Source organism: Enterococcus sp. R12, assembly GCF_058135755.1.
In genome coordinates this window covers 2,165,510-2,187,328 of record NZ_CM176874.1, presented here as the reverse complement: position 1 = coordinate 2,187,328, position 21,819 = coordinate 2,165,510, and the positions used below count along the sequence as shown (strand labels likewise).

General features: G+C 43.2%; 19 protein-coding genes, 1 riboswitch and 1 other annotated feature. Of the genes, 11 read left to right on the top strand and 8 right to left on the bottom strand.

From position 1 onward, the window contains the following. The first annotated feature begins 12 nt into the window (after nucleotides 1-12). From ACTW1R_RS10080 to ACTW1R_RS10065, 4 genes are all read left to right on the top strand, one after another. Nucleotides 13-1,230 (top strand): ammonium transporter, encoded by a 1,218-nt coding sequence (locus ACTW1R_RS10080; RefSeq protein ID WP_005229828.1) that lies wholly within the window; start codon nucleotides 13-15, stop codon nucleotides 1,228-1,230. 16 nt (nucleotides 1,231-1,246) lie between these two features. Continuing rightward, complete coding sequence (locus ACTW1R_RS10075; RefSeq protein WP_375826614.1) at nucleotides 1,247-1,588, top strand: P-II family nitrogen regulator; 342 nt, start codon at nucleotides 1,247-1,249, stop codon at nucleotides 1,586-1,588. 150 nt (nucleotides 1,589-1,738) lie between these two features. After that, complete coding sequence (dinB, locus tag ACTW1R_RS10070) at nucleotides 1,739-2,863, top strand: DNA polymerase IV (protein ID WP_375826613.1); 1,125 nt, start codon at nucleotides 1,739-1,741, stop codon at nucleotides 2,861-2,863. A gap of 19 nt (nucleotides 2,864-2,882) precedes the next feature. Then, a complete protein-coding gene (locus ACTW1R_RS10065) occupies nucleotides 2,883-3,539 on the top strand; it encodes a DNA alkylation repair protein (RefSeq protein ID WP_375826612.1) in 657 nt (218 codons plus the stop codon). Nucleotides 3,540-3,676: 137 nt separating this feature from the next. On the opposite strand, the gene nrdG is transcribed toward ACTW1R_RS10065, so the two are convergent. Next, a complete protein-coding gene (gene nrdG / locus ACTW1R_RS10060; RefSeq protein WP_375826611.1) occupies nucleotides 3,677-4,273 on the bottom strand; it encodes an anaerobic ribonucleoside-triphosphate reductase activating protein in 597 nt (198 codons plus the stop codon). An 83-nt stretch (nucleotides 4,274-4,356) separates the two neighbouring features. Beyond that, nucleotides 4,357-6,552, bottom strand: coding sequence for an anaerobic ribonucleoside-triphosphate reductase (gene nrdD, locus ACTW1R_RS10055; protein WP_034869343.1), 2,196 nt, complete (start codon nucleotides 6,550-6,552; stop codon nucleotides 4,357-4,359). 287 nt (nucleotides 6,553-6,839) lie between these two features. Between nrdD and ACTW1R_RS10050 the strand changes: the two genes are divergently transcribed. The 6 genes from ACTW1R_RS10050 to lplA all read left to right on the top strand — a co-directional run bounded on the left by ACTW1R_RS10050 (nucleotide 6,840) and on the right by lplA (nucleotide 13,684). After that, nucleotides 6,840-7,604 carry an ABC transporter ATP-binding protein gene (locus ACTW1R_RS10050; protein ID WP_375806856.1) on the top strand — a complete coding sequence of 255 codons (765 nt, stop codon included), beginning with the start codon at nucleotides 6,840-6,842 and terminating at the stop codon, nucleotides 7,602-7,604. Beyond that, complete coding sequence (locus ACTW1R_RS10045) at nucleotides 7,594-9,648, top strand: FtsX-like permease family protein (RefSeq protein WP_375806855.1); 2,055 nt, start codon at nucleotides 7,594-7,596, stop codon at nucleotides 9,646-9,648. Before ACTW1R_RS10050 ends, ACTW1R_RS10045 begins: the two co-directional genes overlap by 11 nt. Nucleotides 9,649-9,836: 188 nt before the next feature. Continuing rightward, a complete protein-coding gene (locus ACTW1R_RS10040) occupies nucleotides 9,837-10,919 on the top strand; it encodes a M42 family metallopeptidase (protein ID WP_375826610.1) in 1,083 nt (360 codons plus the stop codon). 9 nt (nucleotides 10,920-10,928) lie between these two features. Further along, a complete protein-coding gene (locus tag ACTW1R_RS10035; protein ID WP_249686378.1) occupies nucleotides 10,929-11,714 on the top strand; it encodes a DUF975 family protein in 786 nt (261 codons plus the stop codon). Nucleotides 11,715-11,920: 206 nt separating this feature from the next. After that, on the top strand, nucleotides 11,921-12,661 hold the full coding sequence (locus ACTW1R_RS10030; RefSeq protein ID WP_016610950.1) for an MBL fold metallo-hydrolase: 741 nt from the start codon (nucleotides 11,921-11,923) through the stop codon (nucleotides 12,659-12,661). Nucleotides 12,662-12,679: 18 nt separating this feature from the next. Then, entirely contained in the window at nucleotides 12,680-13,684 is a 1,005-nt protein-coding gene (gene lplA / locus ACTW1R_RS10025) for a lipoate--protein ligase (protein WP_375826609.1), read from the top strand. Between the two features lie 46 nt (nucleotides 13,685-13,730). Here lplA and proS read toward each other — a convergent pair whose 3' ends face one another. Then, nucleotides 13,731-15,164, bottom strand: a complete 1,434-nt coding sequence (gene proS / locus ACTW1R_RS10020; RefSeq protein WP_271814779.1) for a proline--tRNA ligase — start codon at nucleotides 15,162-15,164, stop codon at nucleotides 13,731-13,733. Between the two features lie 41 nt (nucleotides 15,165-15,205). Then, nucleotides 15,206-15,410 (bottom strand) — a binding site (T-box leader). A gap of 96 nt (nucleotides 15,411-15,506) precedes the next feature. Then, complete coding sequence (locus tag ACTW1R_RS10015; RefSeq protein WP_489927272.1) at nucleotides 15,507-17,348, bottom strand: hypothetical protein; 1,842 nt, start codon at nucleotides 17,346-17,348, stop codon at nucleotides 15,507-15,509. Between the two features lie 178 nt (nucleotides 17,349-17,526). On the opposite strand from ACTW1R_RS10015, the gene ACTW1R_RS10010 reads away from it, so the two are divergent. After that, the gene (locus ACTW1R_RS10010; RefSeq protein ID WP_016610953.1) at nucleotides 17,527-18,045 is read left to right on the top strand and encodes a S24/S26 family peptidase; all 519 of its coding nucleotides are present in this window, start codon (nucleotides 17,527-17,529) and stop codon (nucleotides 18,043-18,045) included. 62 nt (nucleotides 18,046-18,107) lie between these two features. On the opposite strand, the gene ACTW1R_RS10005 is transcribed toward ACTW1R_RS10010, so the two are convergent. The 4 genes from ACTW1R_RS10005 to ACTW1R_RS09990 are packed head-to-tail and all read right to left on the bottom strand — an operon-like array spanning nucleotide 18,108 to nucleotide 21,342. Next, nucleotides 18,108-18,788: an energy-coupling factor transporter transmembrane component T gene (locus tag ACTW1R_RS10005; protein WP_213356605.1), complete on the bottom strand. Its 681-nt coding sequence runs from the start codon at nucleotides 18,786-18,788 to the stop codon at nucleotides 18,108-18,110. Further along, nucleotides 18,715-20,127 carry an ABC transporter ATP-binding protein gene (locus tag ACTW1R_RS10000; RefSeq protein ID WP_375826607.1) on the bottom strand — a complete coding sequence of 471 codons (1,413 nt, stop codon included), beginning with the start codon at nucleotides 20,125-20,127 and terminating at the stop codon, nucleotides 18,715-18,717. The genes ACTW1R_RS10005 and ACTW1R_RS10000 overlap by 74 nt, the downstream gene beginning before the upstream one ends. Further along, nucleotides 20,124-20,726, bottom strand: coding sequence for an ECF transporter S component (locus ACTW1R_RS09995; RefSeq protein ID WP_010749530.1), 603 nt, complete (start codon nucleotides 20,724-20,726; stop codon nucleotides 20,124-20,126). Before ACTW1R_RS09995 ends, ACTW1R_RS10000 begins: the two co-directional genes overlap by 4 nt. Continuing rightward, nucleotides 20,719-21,342, bottom strand: a complete 624-nt coding sequence (locus ACTW1R_RS09990) for a YkoF family thiamine/hydroxymethylpyrimidine-binding protein (RefSeq protein WP_375826606.1) — start codon at nucleotides 21,340-21,342, stop codon at nucleotides 20,719-20,721. Before ACTW1R_RS09990 ends, ACTW1R_RS09995 begins: the two co-directional genes overlap by 8 nt. A gap of 93 nt (nucleotides 21,343-21,435) precedes the next feature. Then, nucleotides 21,436-21,535: riboswitch (TPP riboswitch) on the bottom strand. Nucleotides 21,536-21,819 lie beyond the last annotated feature (284 nt).

Here is a 21,819-nt window from a genome sequence, read left to right as displayed (position 1 = left end):
GAGGCGTCAAAAATGAACACAGGGAATATTGCATTTATTTTAATTTGTAGCGGCATGGTTTTTCTTATGACTCCAGCATTGGCATTTTTTTACGGAGGATTGGAACGTCGCAAAAACATCCTCAATACCATGATGATGGTGATTTGTACGATGGGCTTGGCGTCTGTGCTATGGGTCGCTTTAGGGTATACCTTATCTTTTAGCGGCACAGGCTCATTTATTGGGAATTTAGATAAAGTCTTTTTCAATCATGTCTCGATGACAGAAGGAGAAGGGATTCCTGAAGGGTTATTTGCGGCCTTTCAAATGATGTTTGCCTTGATCACAACGGCGATCATTACTGGATCTGTCGTGGGCAGAATGCGTTTCTCAGCTATTTTCCTATTTATCGGCTTCTGGCTAGTTCTCGTGTATTTTCCAATGGCACATATGGTATGGGGCGGCGGTTTTTTAGATGCGATCGGCTCGATTGATTTTGCGGGAGGCAATGTCGTTCATATCAGTTCGGGTATCAGTGGGTTAGTCTTAGCGATCGTTGTCGGTAAGCGGCGAGAATTTCATCAAACCGAATATCGTCCTCATAATATTCCCTTTGTTGTACTAGGTGCTGGCCTTTTATGGTTTGGCTGGTTTGGCTTTAATGCTGGCTCTGCGTTAGCAGCTGATGGTCTAGCGATCCACGCCCTAATGACCACGAATACGGCAGCAGCCAGTGCGATGCTTTCTTGGATGCTGATCGAAAAAATCGTGTTGGGCAAACCGACGATCGTTGGTGCGTGTACTGGAGCCGTCGTGGGCTTAGTTGCCATCACACCAGGTGCGGGATTTGTCTCGCTTTGGTCTTCCTTTATCATTGGCGCTTTAGTCAGTCCGTTTTGCTACTTCTTTATTTCTGTCATCAAACATCGTCTAGGATTAGATGATGCGCTGGATGCCTTTGGCTGCCATGGCGTAGGTGGGATCTTCGGTGGTTTGATGACAGGGATCTTTGCGGATCCAGCAGTGGGTGGACGGTCAGGATTGCTCTATGGCGGCGTTGATCTTTTTCTCGCACAAGCCGAAAGTATCGTATTTACGATTCTATTTGCAGGTATCTTATCCTTTGTCATTATCACTTTGATCAAATGGGTAATGCCGATTCGCGTATCGCAACAAGAAGAAGCAGTGGGGATGGATCGGATCGAACATGACGAAACGGCCTATCCTACCTTTATGGGGTTAGATTCTTAAGAGTGGAGGAGCAGTCATGAAAAAAGTTGAAGCGATTATTCGCCAAGAAAAATTAGAAGAACTAAAGGCCGCTTTTGATCAGTCTGATTTGATCAGCGGCATGACAGTCAGTCAAGTGCTGGGCTGTGGCAATCAAAAAGGCCTCAAAGAGTTTATTCGTGGCCAAGAAGTGATCACAACTCTTTTACCAAAAGTAAATGTCCGTTTTGTTTTAGCAGATGAAAAAGTCGATGCGGTGATTGAGCTGATTGTATCGATCTGTCGGACAGATGAAGTCGGTGACGGCAAAATATTCGTCTACCCGTTGGAAGAAGCGATTCGGATTCGCACTAATGAACGAGGGGAAGCTGCCTTATAGTAGAACTTCTTGGACCATGAAGAGGGCCGCAAAAGCAGTGAATGTAGAAGAAAGGACCAATGAAGATTGGTCCTTTTTGCGTGCTTCCCTCGATTCCTTGCTTGATAGGGAACCTCTGTTCGTTTATAATAAGAAGTGAGGTGAACAACGATGTCGGAACTGCAATTTCCCTTAAAAAATGATACGAGCCGCAAAATTATTCATATTGATATGGATGCTTTTTTTGCTTCGGTGGAAGAACGGGATGATCCAGAGCTTGCCAAGCATCCCCTCGTCATTGCCCGTCACCCAAGTGATACTGGCGGACGAGGAGTGGTCACGACCGCCAATTATCTGGCACGACAATATGGCATCCACTCGGCAATGAGTGCGCAAAAAGCCTATGAGCTTTGTCCGCAAGCGATTTTTAAACCGGGAAATCATCAAAAGTATCGTGAAGTGTCCCATCAAGTCAGAGAAATTTTTCATCGATACACCGACATCATCGAACCAGTTTCTATTGATGAAGCGTATCTAGATGTCACAGTCAACAAGATCAATTGTCCTTCAGCAATTAAGATCGCTCGTTTGATTCAACGAGACATCTGGCAAGAGATTCATCTGACCTGTTCGGCAGGAGTCAGTTACAACAAATTCTTGGCAAAACTGTCTTCGGATTATTATAAACCACGAGGATTGACGGTGGTGATGCCAGATGAGGCAGTGGCCTTTTTGCAACAATTACCCATTGATAAATTTCACGGGATCGGGAAGAAAACTGTTCCGCGGATGCATGAGTTAGGTATTTTTACAGGAGCTGATCTGTATGACTGGAGTGAGATGGCGCTGATTCGTGAATTTGGCAAAATGGGGTATTCCTTGTATCGGAAAGTTAGAGGGATCCATGATTCCCCAGTTAGTGTGACCAGAGAACGGAAATCAGTTGGAAAAGAGCATACATACGGCAATCCATTAACCAGTGAAGAACAAGTATTGAGCCAGTTACGGGCTATCGCAGAAGAAGTCGAAAGATCACTGAAGCGCACACAAAAACATGGCAAGACGGTCGTGTTGAAAGTTCGTTACAGTGATTACTCTACGATCACCAAGCGAGTGACCTTGCCAACCTATGTTCATAAAAAAGAACAGCTATTTTCCGAAGCAAGTCTGATTTGGGAAGAAATTTTAGGTCTGGAAAAAGGCATCCGTCTTTTGGGGATCACCGTCACAAATCTTGATCCACTGACCTATGAAAATATTGTACTGCCCTTATGGCAACTATCTGACGAGCAGTAGGCTGAAGAGGAGGAGCAAAATGACACTCTATCAAGTATATGACACGATGACAGGATTGGCTAATCAGGAGCGAAGTGAAAAAATGGCCGCCTACATGCGGCATCAGTTTGATTTTTTAGGCATTCCTACGCCGTTGCGCCGCCAGCAGGAGAAAGCGACCTTCAAAGCTGCAAAACAAACGAAAACGGTTGATTGGGACTTTATCGATCATTGTTGGCAAAGCAGCTATCGGGAACACCAATACCTTGCGATTGATTATTTAGTGGTGATGGAGCCGTTTCTAGCGGCCATCGATCTGGCAAAAATTGAACAGCTAGTCATAACAAAAGCTTGGTGGGATAGCGTGGACGTCCTAAGTGAGGTTGTCAGAAAACTAGTTCGCCGACTGCCAGCGTTAAAAGCTGAAATGCTTCGCTGGAGTCTTGAGGAAAATCTTTGGCTGCGGCGAGTGGCAATACTCCATCAACTGCTGCAAAAAGAACAGATGGATCAACCACTGCTTGAAGAGGTCCTCGTCAATAATTTGGGGAGTTCTGAATTCTTTATCAACAAAGCCATTGGTTGGAGCTTACGAGATTATGCCAAGACGAATCCTCAGTGGGTCCAAGACTTTCTGCTTCGCTATCAAACAAGTCTGGCGCCTTTGACGATTCGTGAAGCAAGTAAATACCTGTAAAAAGCTTGGTCACTGAGTTGAGATAACATAAAAAAACACCGTGCATCATCTTTGAAGGAAGAGGAGGTGACCGCCAAAAGTTCGATTTTTTGGTCTAACTTTTGGGGTCACCTCAAGATGCACGGTGTTTTTAGTTTTTAAATTTGTTTTTTGATTTGTTCGTAGCTTGCTTCAGCATCTTTGCACTTTGCCCAGATAACCGCTTTTCCTTGTTCCCGAGATGCAGCAAGATCAATGATTCGTTGATTGCTGCTGCCGCGAAACTGCAAGTTTAAATTTCGTTTGCTCAGTTCAAAACGACCGTCGACTAAAATATCGATATTGGATAAAAGTTCCAATTTATCGGGTGTTTCCAAAAGCAATTCTTCATAGGTGTAGCCTGACCAGCTCCAAATATCTTTGCTGTGCCCAAATTCAGCACGAACCCGATCAACGACTTTCAGACAGACTGTTGTGTTCAAGAAAGGTTCGCCGCCTAGGAGGGTCAGCCCTTGGACATAATCATGCCGCAGATCTTCGATGATTCGATCCTCTAGTTCTTGCGTAAAAGGTGTACCATAGCGAAAGTTTTGGACCGCTTTGTTAAAACATCCTTCACAAGCAAAGAGACAGCCGCTCACGTATAAACTATTTCGAATGCCTTCACCATCAACAAAGTTGAAGGCTTTGTAATCAGCAATATAATTTTGGCTATATTCTTTGGCTTGCCATTCTTTAGGTTTCGGATTTCTCATAAGAAAACTTCTTTCTATCATGAATTACAGGGATTGGTCTTCAAGAAAAGGAGTGTAGAAGAAATCTAGCACTCCTTTTTCGTTTATTCTTGCAAATGTTTGACCCGGGCAGAAATTTCTTTGTGCCGTCCATTGACCATTGGACGAGCTTGAGGATTTCCAAGATACCCACAGGTTCTTTTGACGACGTCACAACTTTTTGGGTCATGATTGCCGCATTGCGGGCATTCGAAGCCCCGTTCGGTTGGATTGAAATCTCCTTCATACCCACACTCATAACAGTGATCGATAGGGGTATTTGTTCCAAGATAGGCGACCCGATCATAAGCGTAATCCCATACCGCTTCTAACGCTTTTGGATTTTGCTGCAAGACTGGGTATTCGCAGTAATGAATAAACCCGCCAGAACAGTATTTTGGATACTCTTTTTCAAAATCAAGTTTTTCAAATGGTGTCGGATTTTTCCGCACATCATAGTGGAAGCTGTTGGTGTAGTATTCTTTGTCGGTAATGTTTTCAACTTCACCGAATTTTTCGGTATCCAAGCGGCAGAAACGATCAGTCAGGCTTTCACTAGGCGTCGAATATACGCTGAAATGATAGCCGTATTCATCGCCCCAAGCATCTGCATGAGCTTTCAATTCTTTCACGATCGCTAGGGTAAAGGCTTTTGCTTCTGGATCTTGTTCCCATGTTCCACCATAAAAAGCCGAAGCAGCTTCATACAAACCGATATATCCAAGAGAAACAGTAGCACGTTTGTTTTTGAATAGTTCATTCACATTGTCTTTGCGATCCAAACGTTCACCGAAAGCCCCATACATATAAAGGATCGGCGCATTCGCAGGGCTGGCTTCTTTACAGCGCTCCACCCGATAGACAAGAGCATCCTTTACGATTTGCAGACGATCTTCCAGCAGCGTCCAGAATTTTTCTTGATCACCATTTGCTTCTAAGGCGATCCGAGGAATATTCAATGTTACGACACCTAGATTCATCCGACCAACATTGACTTCTTCGCCACGTTCGTTTTTCCAGCCTTGCAAGAAAGAACGACAGCCCATCGGCACTTTAAAGCTGCCGGTCAATTCAACCAATTTATCATAATTCAAAATATCAGGATACATCCGTTTGGTGGCACACTCTAAAGCCAGTTCTTTAATATCATAGTTCGGATCGGTAGGGGCCAAGTTGACGCCACGGCGAATACTAAAGATCAATTTTGGAAAAATAGCGGTACGCTTCTCACTGCCTAACCCGTTGATGCGAATTTGGAGAATCGCTCGTTGGATCTCCCGTTCGAACCAGTTGGTTCCTAAACCAAACCCAAGGGAAGTAAACGGCGTTTGTCCGTTTGAGGTGAATAACGTATTGATTTCGTATTCTAGACTTTGCATTGCATCGTAGATATCTTTGCGCGTTTTGCTCTTCGCATAAGCTTCCCGACGTTCAGGCGACTCGATCCATTCTTCGGCATCTTTTAGATGCTTTTGATAATTCAACTCAGCAAAAGGAGCCAATAATTCATCTGTTCGATCAGCAGAACAGCCGCCATATTGACTCGATGCTACGTTTGCAATGATTTGTGAGATTTGAGCGGTGGCCGTTTGGATCGATTTTGGCGATTCCACTTCGGCGTTCCCAATTTTAAACCCATTATTCAGCATGCCTTTAAAATCGATCAAGCAGCAGTTGGTCATTGGGGTGTAAGGATGATAATCCAAGTCATGGTAATGAATGTCGCCTTTTTGGTGAGCATTTGCCACGTGAGGAGGGAGCATTTTCAAACCGATCGATTTTCCTACGATCCCAGCGGTCAAATCACGTTGTGTATTGAACACATTGCTATCTTTATTGGCATTTTCATTGACGACCGATTGATCTTTATTCATCAATTTGTTGATCGTAAAGTTGATGTCTGTGGCTTTGCTGCGCTCGAAATCACGATGGGTCCGATAGTTGATATATTCTTCAGCCAAGGCATACTCGTTTTTTGCTAATAAGATATGCTCGACGATATTTTGGATCTCATAGATTTTTACATTCGTACGAAAACGTTCCGCGATCTCGTGATCGACACTGTCAACGATCTCGGTGATTTTTTCGTGGTCGATGGGAGAAAGCTCGCCGTTGATTTTTCTTAGGGCTTTCACTAACGCATCGTAAATTTTTTGATCATCAAAATCGACAAGCCGTCCATCACGTTTAACGATTTTTAACTGACGCAAAGCGGACTGTCTTTCCAACCCTTGCTCAGGATTTCTCTTAATGTTCATCATTTCTACCACTCCTTATCTTCCTCAATATAATAAAACAAATTGTAGAAATGAGCAACTATATATAGTGGTGGATAAGGGGTGGTAAATTGGATATACACAATATATGGTGTATATTCATTGGGGTGTTTTCTGGGAAAACTGATAAGATTAAGGATTTGGTTGTTCCATGTTTCACATAATGAATAAAAAACTTTTTTAAATTTATTTTTTCTCTGTTTTGAAGCAGAAGTATTCAATGAAAAAGTATGCTACCATAAGGAGAGAATTTTATTAAAGGAGGGTTCTATGTGAAAAATATGATTGATGTGAAGCATCTGACCAAAAGTTACGGCACTCGTTTCAATCAAACCAAAGTATTAGATAACCTTTCTTTTGCAGTGGATCAAGGAGAATTTGTCGGGGTCATGGGGCCCAGCGGCGCTGGGAAAACGACCTTGATGAATCTGTTGTCTTCAATCATGCGACCTAGCTTAGGCTCGATCTATATCGATGGCAAAGACATTACCCGAATGTCGGAAAAAGCCCTCAGTGATTTTCGTCGTCAGCAGATCGGTTTTATCTTTCAAGACTTTAATCTTTTAGAGACGTTGACTGCCAGAGACAATATCTTGCTTCCCCTTGCCATTGATCGTTTGCCCGTGAGTGAAACCCAAGAGCGCATTGAACAAACGGCCAATTTGTTAGGAATCGACCACTTGTTAGATCGCTACCCAGAAGAATTGTCTGTAGGGCAAAAACAGCGGGTCGCTGCTGCTCGAGCAATCATTAGTCGTCCGGCGGTCCTTTTTGCTGATGAACCCACTGGCGCCCTTGATTCAAAAGCGGCGACAGAATTATTACGGTATTTAGCACAAATCAATCAACAAGAGAAAACAACGATCTTGATGGTCACCCATGATCCTTTCACCGCCAGCTACTGCAACCGAATTTTATTCATCCGAGACGGTGTCTTCTTTGCAGAAGTCGTCAGAAAAGGCGGGCGTCAGGAATTTTTTGAAAAAATCATCGATATGCAGGCAACGATTGGAGGCGGTCCGCGCCATGTTGTTTAAAATCGGCTGGCGGAGTTTTTTACGGCAGTTTCGCAACTATATGGTGTACTTTATTTGTATGATGACCGCTGTGATGATTTTTTATTCCTTTAACGCCTTGATGAATGATCGTCTGCTGAATCAACGGGTCCAGCAAGATATCCGCATTGAAGGGGTTCTAGGATTCGGCAGCAGTGTGGTTGCCTTTGTCGTCTTGTTTTTTATGCTGAGTGCCAATCATTTTTTTCTTAGTCAGCGGCAAAAAGAAATCAGTGTTTACCAGCTTTTGGGGCTGCGGCAAGGTCGTCTGGCTTGGCTGTTGCTGCGGGAAACGTTTCTATTGAACTTTTTCTCTTTAGTGACCGGCATCTTTATGGGGATTATTTTTTCGAAATTTTTTTCTATGATTTTGATTCGAGCGATGGGCTTGAATTTAACGAGTCATTTCTTTAATTCACCCCAATCGATTTTTTCAACGGTTTTTGTCTTTATCGCGGCGATGATTATTTTGAGTATTCAAGTGATCCTTTTTGTATGGCGTACCCCAATGAGTGAGCTGATCAAGACTGAATACCGCTTACCGATCAAGAAAATGAAAATGACCCCGTTTCGTTCATTAATGGGGGTTCTAGGTCTGATTCTACTAGGGGTAGGCTACTATCTGTCTTTGACCTTGCGGGAAACGTGGACCAACTATATCACGTATACGCAAGATTTTTCAGCAATTTTATGGATTCCTTTATTGATTCTGTTTTGCTGTGTGACGGCAACCTATCTTTTTTTTGATTGCTCCTTGCCAGCATTGTTATATTTTTTGAGCAAGCCGAAAAAACGTCTTATCAAAGGGGCGAAACTGATTGCTTACAATAACGTGCGGGCTTACTTGCAAAGAACGTGGAAAAGCTATGCGCTTTTGACGATCATCACAGCGATCGCAATCTCCCTGATCGGGGGAACGATGGGGGTCATCTCATTAAACTATCAAGCAACGAACCGCATTTACCCAACGTCCTTTCAAGTGTCAGAAGAGCAGGCAGATACCTTGCGGGACCTTTTAGAAAAAGCCGATACACCGATTATTGCCGAACAATCGATTCCCTATAAAATGACCAATATGACGGTTCAAACCCGTTACCTTGGAGAGTTGCAAGACGAAAATATTGAAAATATCATGGTGAATCTGGTCGCTTTTTCTGATTATCAGCGTCTGCGAAAACTGGTTCCCGATGCCCCGGAGATTCAACTGAGTACCGATAAACAAGCGGTGCTTTTTGACAGTCAATACGATGTGACTCGTTCGTTTATCACCTATCGCGATGAGGTCAAAATCGGCAGTCAACATACGTTCAAACTCATTCAAGCAGAACAGGATTATTTTGGGGATTCTGCCTTGCGCTATTCCTTGCCGAATGTCCTTGTCATCCAAGATGATGCGTACCAACAAGTTGAGGGCTTCACCTATAGCGTTGCTTATTTACAAACAGACAAGGTGCAAACGGAGAGCTTGACTCAGCTGCTAGATGAAGAGCTGCCGATTGAGTGGACGCATCCTTTGACCTATGAGTTTAGCGATGACCAAAAAAGCGTGCGTTTTTATCCAGAGACTGCTCGAGATTCCACCAGTGCGAATAACCAGATGACCGCATATCGACTGACCTTAGCGAATCGTTTTACAACGATGCGCGGCGTGCGGCGGCAAGCAGGAATCGTTTTGTTTGTGTCATTATTTGTAGGTGTGATCGTTTTGATCACGACATCCAGCAGTTTGATCGTTCGGCAATTTTCAAATACCGAGCGGGAGAAACACAATTACCGATTATTGACCAAACTAGGTTACACCCGAAAAGAAGTACGCAAACTCGTTTACTGGCAAAACATCTGGATTTTTATGCCAGGTACGCTACTGGCGATCTTGCATGCGGTCTTTGCCATCAATACCTTCACCCAAATCATCGACAGTCCTGGGTATTGGGTGGCTCATTTGTTTGCGGCAGTTGCAGCAGTCGTCTATCTATTTGCCTATTTGATTACCGTCAAGCTGTGTCTGCGAATAATTGAAACTTGATTGAATTCTTGATAAAACGATCCTTAGAATTGAAGCGAACCTTACAAGTTAGACCAAAAAATCTAACCTTGAGGATCACTACAAAACGAGGATCGTTTTTTCATTTAACCAATCTTTTTGTATTTCCCTCTGGCACCAGATTAAGAGAATGGTATAATCATAATCAATGAGACAAAGGAGGAAGCAAGATGGAGAAAAAAGAAGAACAGCTTTTAATAGACCTAACGACTGCACGTGGGGTTCCTGGGAATGAGGAGGAAGTGCGTGAAGTCTTTAAAGAATATGCCAAAGACTTTGCTGAAGATATCTTTTTTGATGGTTTAGGAAGTGTCATTGCCAAACATGTTGGTGATGGCGGTGGACCGAAAATTTTTATATCGGGACATATGGATGAAGTCGGCTTTATGGTAACTAAAATCACAGAAAAAGGCTTTATTGAATTCCAGACCCTTGGTGGTTGGTGGGGGCAAGTGATGCTGGCACAGCAAGTCGAGATCAAAACCAATGAAGGCAAATTGATCCACGGTGTCGTCGGTTCAAAACCGCCCCATGTCTTGAGTCCAGAGACTCGAAATAAACCGTATGATATCAAAGATATGTTCATTGATATCGGCGCTTCAAGTGAAGAAGAAGCCAAAGGCTGGGGGATCCGTCCGGGAGATATGATCACCCCTTATATCCAATACAAACGGATGAACGACAGCAAATTTTTATTAGCCAAAGCATGGGACAATCGAATCGGTACGGCAGTATCACTGCGGGTATTAGAAACCTTGGCAGCCGAAGGACATCCCAACTGCTTGTTTGCTGGCAGTGACGTGATGGAAGAAGTTGGCCTAAGAGGGGCGCGAACAAGCACTCACTTAGTGAATCCCGATATCGCGATCGCACTAGATACTGGTACCGCTGGGGACACACCTGGAATGACACCAAAAGAAGCGGATTCTGTGTTAGGCAAAGGCCCGCAAGTCCTGATTTTCGATGCTTCCATGATTCCTCACAAGAAATTATTGAATTTTGTGATCGATGTCGCAGAAGAGATGGAAATTCCTTTCCAATATACCGTGATCACTGGTGGAGGAACCGATGCTGGTCAAATGCATTTGACTCGTGATGGGGTCCCTTCGATCGCTATTACCGTGCCCGTTCGTTACCTGCATTCTCATACTTCTGTCATTCATGAGGATGACTACTTCAATACAGTCAAGCTTGTGACGGAAGTGGTTCGCCGCTTAGACGATAAGACCGTTAAAGAATTGCGCAGTTATTAAGGTGAGTCTATGAGATCAAATACAATGATTCGAGAGACCGCCAAAAACTCCTTGCGCGGATTCTGGGGAACGTTCGTCTTAAGTATTTTAGCGACGGTTGCGGTACAAGCGGTGGTCAGCTCGCTTTTTAGTAGTATTGGGACTTCTTTTGGTGCAAACAATGCAGGGAGCTGGATCGATCTGATCTTGGACAATTTTGTCTTTTTTGCGTTTTCGGTAGCGTTGAGTATCATGGCACTCTATCTGGTTCGTGGCAGAGGAATCAAGGTGGGGGATATTTTTCTAGTCTTTGATAAACGTCTGTATGTACCGTTTTTGCTACTAAATTTAGTGAGCGCGCTTTTAAATTATCTTTTGAGTTTTGCGATTTTCTTGCCGCAGTTTGTCTTATCAGGACTCAATCAATATTTGGACTTGGTATTCAATTTTAATCGGGGAATCTCTATTGATGTGGCGATGTTTAATGGCTCGGTCGCTTTTGTGATTGGGACCTTTCTCTCCATCATTTTGTTCTTCTTTTTGTCACAAGTCGTTACTGGTGTGATTCAATTAGCAATCTATCTGCGCTATGATCAACCGGAATTAGGGGTTCTTCAGTCAATTAAAGTGGCCTTTGCGCTCTTGCGTCCACATCTGGGTCAATACATTTGGCTACAGTTATCATTGATTGGCTGGTTTATTCTCGGCTTTTTGGCACTGATGATCGGGATGCTATGGGCAAACGCCTACGCTTATGCAGTCAATGCAGTATTTTATGAGGAATTGATCAATGAACAACGAGCGATGATCAGATAAACAAAAAAGACGACGGCCCATTGGTCTGGCTCCCTGCAGATAGAGTAAAAAACTCATTCATAGGGTTCTACCAATAGACGTCGTCTTTTTCTCGTTTTCTCGATCTTTTTTTGCAAAAAAATGGTCGGATTTTAGTCAAATCAGCTGAGATGTGATAGCATAAAAGAAGTAGAAAACCAGCTTGAGCCAAAGAGGAGGAAACACAAGTGAAAATAACTGTCTTAGGTTGTTTAGGTGCCTATCCGTATAATGGTGAAGGGACTACTGGCTATTTAGTTGAGTCGGAAGGCTTTCATTTGCTGCTTGATGCGGGAAGCACCACCTTGGTCCAACTAGAAAAAATCCTTGATCCTTTAGACTTAGATGCAGTGATTCTGACGCATTACCATCACGATCATATTGCGGATCTAGGGGTATTGCAATACTATTGGCAATTATATCCAGGAAACGAAGAACGCCAGGTTTTGCCAATCTACGGACATGGGGAGGATGCGGTTCATTTTGAAAGCCTGACGATGCCTGGAGTGACTCAAGGAATTGATTACCTCCAAACGGAGTCATTGGAATTGGGCCCGTTTACCATTACCTTTATGAAAACGATCCATCCAGTCACTTGCTATGCCATGCGATTTGTTGAGAAAAGCACAGGCAAGGTTTTTGTTTTTACAGGCGATTCTGGCTACTTAGAATCTTTTGTTCCGTTTGCACAAGGAGCTGACCTATTTTTGGCAGATACCTATCTTTTTGCAGGCAATGAGCGGCACAAGGCTCATTTTACGTCAAAAGAAGCAGGGGAGATCGCCCATGCGGCACAGGTAAAAAAATTAATGTTGACGCATTTGCCGCAACACGGTGATTTAGAACAGTTACGAGAAGAGGCTGCACTAGCTGCCAATGGGATCCCCGTTGAATTGGCGGCTGTTCAAAAAATAATTGAAATCATCTAATTAGGAGGAACGAATAGTATGCTTTTTGTACCGAACGAACTGAATGACCCACGCATCAATTTAGCCATCGAGATTTTTCTTCTTCAAGAAATGAAAGTGGATGAACCCATCTTACTTTTTTACATTAATGAACCATCGATTATCATTGGACGCAATCAAAATACGATCGAAGAGATCAATAAGGAATATGTGGATGAACATGGGATCCATGTTGTTCGTCGTTTCAGCGGCGGCGGTGCAGTCTATCATGATTTCGGAAACTTGAATTTCAGCTTTATTATGCCTGACGATGGGAATTCTTTCAGAGATTTTGAAAAACTGACCAAACCAATCGTCCAAGCTTTACATGAGATGGGGGTTGAAGGGGCACAACTAAAAGGCCGCAACGATCTTGTGATCAATGACATGAAGTTTTCTGGGAATGCGATGTACGCAACAAATGGCCGGATGTTTGCTCACGGCACGATCATGTTTGACAGTGACATCAATGAAGTAGTCAACGCCTTGAAAGTCCGTAAAGACAAAATCGAATCAAAAGGCATCAAATCGATCCGTTCAAGAGTGACCAACATCAAACCATTCTTGCCAAAAGAGAAGCAAGACATGACGACTGAAGAGTTCCGCCAAGAAATCTTATTGAAGATTTTTGGTGTCGATTCCGTGGAAGACGTCAAAACCTATGAACTAACAGAAGAGGATTGGGTCAAGATCAATGAGATTTCCGATAAGTATTATCGTAACTGGGATTGGAATTACGGCAAATCACCAGCCTTTGATATAGAACGTCGTCATCGATTCCCGATCGGTTCCATCGAAGTTCGTTTAAATGTGGCAGAAGGAAAAATCACAGATGGCAAAATCTTTGGCGACTTTTTCGGCCTAGGGGACATTGCAGATGTAGAACAAGCACTGATCGGTACTCGTTATGCCAAAGAAGATTTGGCACAAGTCATTGCCAACATTGATGTCAAAAAATATTTTGGCAACATCACGCCTGAAGATTTTCTTTCATTGATTTATTAATCAAAAAACGAAGCAGCCTTTTCCATCTGGCCGCTTCGTTTTTTAATTAGTATGCGCGGGCGATCCAAACGGTGTGTTTGGCAGGCTTGCCGCTGACAATATCGACTGTTTTTTCCATTGGTGCTTCAAACGGAATGTTTCGGGTAGTAAAGCCAGTTTCTTCTTTGATTTTGGCTTCGGTTTCTTCCGAGCCGTCCCAACCGATCAAAACAAAACCAGTCACTTTTTCTTCTTGTTTGCACGTTTCGATATGGGCTTTTAGTTCATCCAATGTATCGATGTTGGTGTACTCATTATCTTTGTTACGTTCCTTCGCAGCTGCTAATAAACGTGGAGTCATTGCTTGTAATTCTTGGTCAACAAACGCTTCTAATTCCTCAAGCGCCACCGTTTGCTTGTCAGCTAGGTCACGGACTTTGACCATGACTTTACCAGCTTCTAAATCTCTTGGGCCACATTCGATTCGCAAGCAAGAGCCTTTTAGTTCCCATTCATTGAACTTATAGCCAGGTGAGTTATCAGAATCATCCAAACGAACACGAATGCCCTTGGCTTTAAAGTTGGCATACAGTTCTTCTAATTTTTCTAAGATGGCTGGATTCTTTTTCCAAGGACCGACTGGTAACAACACAACTTGGGTTGGTGCAATGGTTGGTGGGAAAACTAAACCATTTTCATCGCCATGGGTCATGATCAAGGCACCTAACAAGCGGGTAGAGACACCCCAAGAGGTTGTGTGGGCATAGGTATGCTTGTTTTCTTTCGTTAAATACGTAATATCAAATGCTTCAGCAAATTTTGTACCCATGTAGTGGCTGGTTCCTGCTTGGACTGCTTTGCCGTCTTTCATCATCGCTTCGATCGAATAAGTATCTACTGCCCCTGCAAAGCGCTCAGATGGGGTTTTTTGTCCGCGATAAACAGGGATCGCTAGGAATTCTTCGCAAAGGCGGGCATATTCATCTAAGACTTTCATGGTGCGTTGACGAGCATCTTCTTCATTTTCATGAGCGGTATGACCTTCTTGCCATAAAAACTCTGAGGTACGCAAGAAAGGCAATGTTTTCTTTTCCCAACGAAAGACGTTTGCCCATTGATTGATTTCATAAGGCAGGTCACGGTAGGAGTTGATCCAATCAGAAAAGGCAGAGCCGATCATGGTTTCTGAGGTTGGACGCAATGCCAAAGGTTCTTCCAGTTTTTCGTTGCCGACTTCTGTGACCCAAGGTAATTCAGGGGCAAAGCCTTCGATATGATCCGCTTCCTTCATAAAGAAATTTTGCGGAATCAGCATTGGGAAGTATGCATTGCGAATGCCTTCTTTTTTCAAGAAACGATTGAACTCCTCTTGAATATGTTCCCAAAGTTCGAAACCGTCAGGACGGAAAATAATGGAACCTTTCACTGGGGAGTAAGCCATCAATTCGGCTTTTTGGATCGTTTGGATATACCATTCTGTAAAATCATTTTTTTGTGTCATTGTTTTTCCTCCTTAAAAAATAAAAAAAGCATCTCGTCCTAAAAAAGGACGAAATGCTTGGATTTCGCGGTACCACCTTTGTTGATTATCGATCGGGATAATCCAACTCATAAAGGATAAGGCCTTTCCACCGACCGTTTTGCGGTCATTGCCATTGGGTAGGTTCATTTTATCAGCGGGTGTCGATTTTTCAGCTGCCATCGACTCTCTAAGACCATCATAAAATTACTATTCCAATGCTTGTTGCTGTTCTTTATCATGCTAAAGCGAAAAAGCGAAAAAAGCAAGAGTTTTTTCGCTTTTTCTTAAAATAGACCGTTTAACGTATCGGAGAAAAGGCAGTCAGTCAAAAGACAGCAGATCCGCTTTAGCGGCAAGTGTTAAACGCAAAAAATGAAAACCATCTGAATCCTCGATACGCAGACTTCCTTGATAGACAAGACAAATTTGTTCCAGCATTTGCACATCGGTATGGATCGCCTGTCGTTTTGCTTCATCAGTTTGCAGTTTTTCTGCCTCATCCTCTGTTAAAAGCGGCATTTGACAGTCGATATGCAGCTGTTCTTTTGTGTCAGTCACTTTCAACGAAAGCTTGCGATTTTGAGGATCTGTGACCGAACAGGTGTAGCGGATGGCGTACTCTAAGCAATGGGCGATCAAGGACAGACGATCATTTTCGTCCAATCGTTCCAGTGGTTCCGTGAGGTCATCGCAGGTAAGGGTAATCCTTTTTTGAGCGGCGGTGTGTTGATAATCAGCAAGCAGCATCGTCGTGATCGATTCTTTTTCAACCGCAGGGATCGTTAGCTGCTGCTTGATTTCTTCTTCAATCTCGCAAAGACCTTCGTACGCAGCCGCTAGTTGTTCGTCTTCTAACATGTCTTTAATGGTATGGGTTCTCTTTTTGATGGTTTGTAAAACTTGCTGCCATTGTGCCGTTTGATCTGGACCGATCGCCTGCTGATTTTCATACAATCGCACTTTGATGTCTGCTGTGTCGATCTGCTTATTTTTGCCTTCACTGGCAAAAAAGAGTTCGAGGAACCCATAACAAGTAAAAATAAGTATCAGTAAGAAAAAGATGATCGAGCGCCAATTGATGTCAGATTGCGGGAGGACTAAAATATCCTGGATATACAAGAACCCATGACCGATTGCCGCGACAACGATCCAAGGTGCACAAAGGACATAAAATTGATTCTTTTTTAACGCCTCATAAATCGCCGCAAACGAAGTCACAAAGGTGCTGGTGATATTTAATAAAAACAGATAGTTCATGACGACTGGCAAACTTTGTTTTTGAAAAAGTGCCAAAAACATGGCAAAGATCCCGAAGGAGTAGTGAACAAACAACCATTTCTGATAATACTTACGTACGAAGTGCATGTTTGTGTAGTAAAACCCAATCAAAAACATGGGCGTAATAATCGAAAGAAAATTTAACATAAATGAATTCACGATGGGAGAAAAAAGCAGTCCACCCAGCAGATCCCCGAAGCCTGCTTCTAAACCTGCACTTAAGGCAAAGCCACTGAATAAAATGGAAGATACTTTCAGCTTTCTTTGGTTGATAAAAGAAACGAAGAGATAAAATAAATTAAGGATACAAATAAATCCGGTAAATAGGAGGATATAGATATTCAAAATTGATAGACTAAAAACATAACCGATCAATGCATTGGCAGGACCGAAAAAGACCTCGGCTGGAAAGCCAGAATAGGTGTCGAAAGGACTAGTCACGTAGATCTTCAACGTCTTTCCAACGTAATCCTCTGGCAATGTGATAAAAGATAAGGTTTTGCCAGGATGGTTGAAGGTCAATGAATGTTCGGCAGCTTCATTGGTATAAATTTCTTGATCATCCAGATAGACGGTCATGTGTTGATGATCGCCAATCAGAAGCATCGTTGGATATTTGTATTCATTGGTCATTTTTCGCTGCATGACAAATCGATCATTGGCTTTTACGCTAGGTAAATATTTCACATAACGGCTAATAAAAGTAGAATCAGGATTGTCTTCCGCATAAAAAATCCAATCTTCCTTCTTCTCCACGGTATGGTTATCAGAAGTAGGAGATAAGAAGAGTATAAGAAAAAAACCGATGCTTCCTAGCAAAAATAGAACGAGTAGGATAAAGGGAATCCAACGTTTAAAAAAGAACTTGTTATTTAAAAAAAGCATACTTTTTCTCCTGTGTTTTTTAATCGCCTTTAGCATAATATAAATAGTAAAATAAAGTCAAATAATAATCAGAAAAAATACGCATAAAAATTCAATGAATCGTTTTTAAATATTTGAAAAAAATTTAATTATGTTATAGAATCGAAAAAGAAACTGAGCCTTAGAAGGAGAAAAGAAAATGAAACTTTTGCCAAAACAAAGTATCATGCTCTCACTTTTTGTATTGTTGTTTATGCTGATTTCTGTTTTAGCGGTCGTGATTCCTCATGCGTTTGGTTTCACAATGGCCATCGTTAACAGCGATGCAATGGAACCTACATATTCCGAAGGGACATTACTTTTTGTTAAAAAGGCTTCAGAAGACAATTTGGTCGTTGGTAATGAAGTGACCTATTATGTCGATCACGGCAGACAGATGCGCACACGGCGAATCGTTGCAGTGGGAGAAAACCAATCGGTGCTTTATACGATCGGTGATAACCAAAGCCAGATGGAACCAAAAGAAATCCAAAAAAGCCAATTGATTGGGCAACCCATTTTTTATATCCCTAAAGTTGGGGCTTGGCTCAATCAAACGACGATCCAGCTTTTTAAAAACATGTATTTCCTTTTCGCAATGTATATTTTAGTGACCACCTTGTTTGTAACGCTCTATCAAATCAAATCTGGATCCATAAAAAAATCAATCATCTCTTAGCCATAAGAAGGAAAAAGCCAAAGAAACGGCAGTGTTTCTTTGGCTTTTTCTCTTTTTCCCCTTTATAAGAGCAGTGTTCCAGCGAGGCCGATTATCAGACAAAAAGATAGAAAGAGCATATCGGCGAAAGTGATGCGAAATGACTTGGCGTAGGTTCGCTTTGCCTCGCTGTCAAATCCTCTTGAAAGCATCGCAGTCGCCAAGAGCTCAGACCAACGAATCGATTTGACCAGTAAAGGGATCAGCATGTTGAATGAAAATAGATTGACGGGGATTCCTCTAGAACGCATGCTATTACGGATATTCTGATACTCGGCTGGAATGATGGGCGCAATTTGAAACGCAGCGAGCAGACCATAGGCAAAAACGGCGGGGAGTCGCAGCTGTTGCTGCAGCGAATAAATCAGCTCATTTATCGTGGTCGATACACTGAAAGAACTGCCCAACATACCAAAGCAATAGATACGGCTTGCCATGTCAAGTCCATAGCGCATAGCTGCTGCTGACGAGGAGCCACCTTGGTTGTCCTGGTAGTAAAGGAGTCCGGTGAAAAAGACCCCCACAGCTGCCAAGGTCAATGCAGAAACAAGCAAAAGGCTTTTTTTCAAAGAGCGTTCGTTTACAGAAACAGCAAAGAACAGGACACAGAGTAGCAGATTCAATCTGAAATTATTTTGAAAAGAAACCAGTAAGGCGAGTCCTAAAATGGCGAATAACTTGACTGTCGGGTTGAGGGTGCGCATCTATGTCCTCCTTTTCATAATGATTAAAATCAATGATTTGTGAACAAAATGCTTCCAATAATAAGACATCGTGACTAACGATTAAAACCAAGGTGCCGCTTGCGGCTTTTTCGGCTAACAACTGCATGACCTGCCAAGCTTGCTTGACATCTTGGCCATAGGTCGGTTCATCCACCAACAGTAATTTGACTGGTCGCTGCAATAAAGCTGCTACTGCCAAGCGTCTTTGCTGGCCTTGGCTGAGTAGAAAAGGGGACTGAGTGCTCTTGTTTTGTAGTCGCAATTTTTCCAGCAGTTTGTCACTCTCGGTCGCTGCACGTCCTTTGCTAAGCTCCTGTGCCACTGTAGCAGCCAAAAACTGGTCCTGCGGATTTTGCATGATCCAGCTGATGGACCGAAAAGGGGAGGGATGCTTCTTGATTGGATCCCCGCACAGGCGAATGGTTCCTGAGTACGCTTGCTGCTGCAAGATCGCTTTTAAAAACGAAGATTTGCCGCTGCCGCTACGTCCGGTGAGCCCAATCATTGTCCCACTATCAAAGGTAAGATTCGGAAAAACAATCGCTTGGTTACGGATCGGCAGGCGAAAATCTTGAAAAGATAGCCGCTCTTTTGCAGAAAGTTTCTTAATCTCAACAGGCGGTAGTGACCTGCGCAGCTCCTGATCGAGTGTGCGCATCTTTTCTTGATCGACGGATCTGAATCCTTCTTCAATCAGTAGCCACTCAGCTACCCAGTCAGCAGTTTCTTTGATTTGATGGTCGATCAGTAAGATGCCAATGGCATGTTGCTTTTGGAGCTGTCGCAGTTTTCGAATGACTTTTTGACTTGTGTCGGCGTCCAAATTGGCAAATGGTTCATCCAAAAGCAAGTAGCGACTCTTTAAAATCAGACAACAAGCCAATGCTACTAACTGTTTCTCACCGCCAGACAAGGTCGTAAAGGGCTGATCGGCAAGATGGCTGATCTCGCAAAACGTCAAGGCATCCGCTACTTTTTTTGGCATGTCGGCTTGGGGAATACATTGATTTTCAAGACAAAACAGTAGTTCTTCTCGAGGCGTGGCCATACAAAATTGCATATCTGGATTTTGAAACAGTAAGCTGATCGACGTGCTTCTTTCTCGAATGGAAAGCTGGTTTAGCATTCGGTCATCGATCGTATAGGTTCCTTCTTCAAACCCTTTCTCGTTAAGCCCCGCTAAGAGGTGGAAAAGAGTGCTTTTTCCTGTTCCTGAAGCACCATAGATTCCTTTTGTTTCTCCGGGGGCTAAAGACAGTGTCAGATCAAGCCGTTTTTGATCCACGAAAAAGCAGCCGTTTTTCACGAGCAGGCTCATGCCGCTTCTCGTTTGGCGCTAATGGTTTGGTCTTCAGCAATCGGGTAACTGTTGAGAACGCCCATGCGTGTCAGATGGTCACAGACGATCTTGACCAAAAAGGCGGAAAAGAATAAAGAAGAAAGCAAGCGAATAATAAAAATCACCACCAACAACTGCCATTGCAAGTCAACGAAATTTGACCGAATGATCCCCCAAAGAAAACTCGTGATCGTGGCGCCAATGGCACCAGTGATCAAAGGGAACCAGCCATAGCGACGGTAGCCACCTAATGCAAAGCCAGCTTCTGTTCCAATCCCTTGTACAAACCCGCTGATAAAAATAATCGGTCCATAAAAATTCCCCATAAACACTTCTAAAAGTGCTGCGATCATCTCAGTGATCGTCGCTGCGCCCGGTTTGCGCAGCACATAGCCAGCAAAAGCCGCTGCCATGAACCAAACCCCGAAAATAAACTCATTCGCTAAAACAGACAAACCAAAGGGGGTTAAAAGCGTACCTAACAACAGCCCAAAATGAACAGCGCCCAAATAGATCACGCCAAAAATCAACGAAGCGATCCCCACCATAATGACATCTTTTAAGACCCATTTAGTCATGCGACACCGCCTTCTTTTTGGAAGGACTGTTGACTGAGACCGTTGCTTCTAACACATAATGGGGAAGATGGTCATGGGCATACGCTAATGCCGCTTCAAAATACGCAAAGAGTTGGCTGGCCGTTCCCGTCAGCATCGTGACATAATGGGCGGAGCGAGGAGCCAAACCATAGGTTTCTGCCAGTTGGACGATGGTGGCGATCTCTTCCATATAATTGTTTTCCCCAAATACATAAAACGAGTATTTACAATCCACGTCAAACGTACCATTCATAAGATTGCTTGCTTTATTGGGTTGTGCCTGTTCTCCATTCAAAAACGCGTCACCTGCAGAATCGCCAGGACAGCCCTTAGAAAAAGTAAACTCACCCACGAGGTGTGTCTTGGATTCGTAAGCGTTGATAAATAGCCCAGCTGCCGCATCGACAACACTTGGGGCTTCCCCTCGGAAAAGGGTGCTGAACAGATCGGTTTGCTGCCAAACAGCTGTTGTATCCGTCCGCTCAATGCTCGCGACGATTTGTTGCGCAAAGTGGTCTTTCATGGGGTACAAACTTACTCGGCACCCAGTGATATCGATCCCGCCTACGGCACAGGCGATTGGTTCATTTGTCATTTTCTCTTCTCCTCTCGATGGTTTTTCTGTCTACAAAAAAAGCGTTCCTCCTTTTTCTATCCACACGTAGACAGAAAAAATGGGAACGCGAAAAATCATGCGCTGCCACTTCCCTACGTTGGTACTAACCAAATCAGGTTCTAAGGGACCAGACTTACGTCTATCTCAGCATAAAGCGCCCCTAGTGGATAATCTTCTATTCAATTACCCCTCGAGTGTAGCACAGGACCCAGCAAAGGACAATAAAAAGAGATGTTCGACGATTGAAAAAAAATCAGCAGAGCAAGTCTTTCAAGGAAATTTCTTCACTGATATCTGTGGTGGTACATATGAAGGTTTTTACATATAAAAAAACAAGTGAAAAAGCGGTTGACAGGTTGCAAATAGTTGTGTAAAGTATAAAACCGATGGTAAAACGTAAACGTTACGTTTTGTTTTTGTAAATCGTAATTGATTTATCAGTATTTTACCAAGGGA